The 1,185-nt window shown below is 31.1% G+C and carries 2 protein-coding genes; both read left to right on the forward strand.

The window, feature by feature from the left end:
* The first annotated feature begins 218 nt into the window (after positions 1-218).
* A complete protein-coding gene (locus LDM92_RS09795) occupies positions 219-722 on the forward strand; it encodes a hypothetical protein (RefSeq protein WP_038521147.1) in 504 nt (167 codons plus the stop codon).
* Positions 723-747: 25 nt separating this feature from the next.
* Positions 748-987, forward strand: coding sequence for a hypothetical protein (locus LDM92_RS09800; RefSeq protein ID WP_038521144.1), 240 nt, complete (start codon positions 748-750; stop codon positions 985-987).
* Positions 988-1,185 lie beyond the last annotated feature (198 nt).

Genomic DNA, 1,185 nt, shown 5'->3' on the forward strand with positions numbered 1-1,185 from the left:
GTAAGAGTCATTTTTTATTTTATCTTCTAGTTATTAATCTTTGAAAAACTTGATAATTTCATATTATAAAGCACAAATTAACTGGATATTTAACGAACTATATGTTTATATATACATGATTATTTTTTAATATTATTTGTTGACAAATTTTTATGCTGAACTATGGTTTTAATATCAATGTCGACATTGATCTAAAATATTATGAAAGGCGTACTATTATGAAAAGTACCATTAAAAAATTGGGAATTTCTCTTGGGGCAGCAAGTTTTATAGGAACGACTATGGCAACAACTGTAGTAAATACATTTGCTGCTACGGACAACTCCGTAAGTAATTCCAATGAAAATCAAAACAACAGTTCATATGGGGCATTGTACGGTTCATTAACTAAAGATCAACAAGATGAGTTTGATCAAATTGTTAATGGTGCTGGACTTAATGAGGAGCAGCAGAATACTCTCTTACAAGACAAAATTACTGAACAAAACAATAACCTGACACGTGGCTTAAAGTTAGAAACAATTAAGAAAATTGCCAAATACGTTGCTAAAATTACTGGTAACAGTTTAAAAACTAAGCCACTAAAAGCTTTTGTAAACTTTCTAACTGATTATGAAGGTAAAGCTGAAGATGGTATACGATATGCGCTAATTCATTATCTTCACCTTAACAGCACAGTCGCTTACTGGACGGCACGAACAGTCGTATTTATCTATCTTTAAATAATCTAAAAGGTGTGACTATAACATGAATACTACTTTAATAATAATCATTATCTTGGCTCTAGAGCTTCTGCCAATCGATACTTGGCTTGCCAGATACAATATGACGCTTGCTATGCCTATCCTTTTTACTTTAGCGTTGATTGCTGTGTTTCTCCTCTCTTTAGTGGGCTTTTCAAAAGCTTTTCATTGGTATGATTATCTAATAGCAGTTATTACATGTGTTTATGAATGGATGATATTCTTCAAAAATAACAAAAAATAAGCAAACCAAAACTCAAATACGCAAATTAATTACAAATTAAGCAGATTAAATACCTAATCAAAAAAATAATTCCATATATACCAAAGCAACTTAACATAATGTACATTAAGCGAAGTTGCTACGAAACTTAGTGCTACAAGGCTTCAAACTGCAGCAAAAAAATGTTTGTGAATTTGAAGCCGTATAGCAAAAGGGAAG

Source organism: Lactobacillus laiwuensis (assembly GCF_019972835.1).
Classification (GTDB): Bacteria; Bacillota; Bacilli; order Lactobacillales; family Lactobacillaceae; genus Lactobacillus; species Lactobacillus laiwuensis.

Excerpts from the sequence above, each read along its gene's own strand:
- LDM92_RS09800 (WP_038521144.1), top strand. The coding sequence starts at position 748 with ATGAATACTACTTTAATAATAATCATTATCTTGGCTCTAGAGCTTCTG.
- LDM92_RS09795 (WP_038521147.1), top strand. The coding sequence starts at position 219 with ATGAAAAGTACCATTAAAAAATTGGGAATTTCTCTTGGGGCAGCAAGT.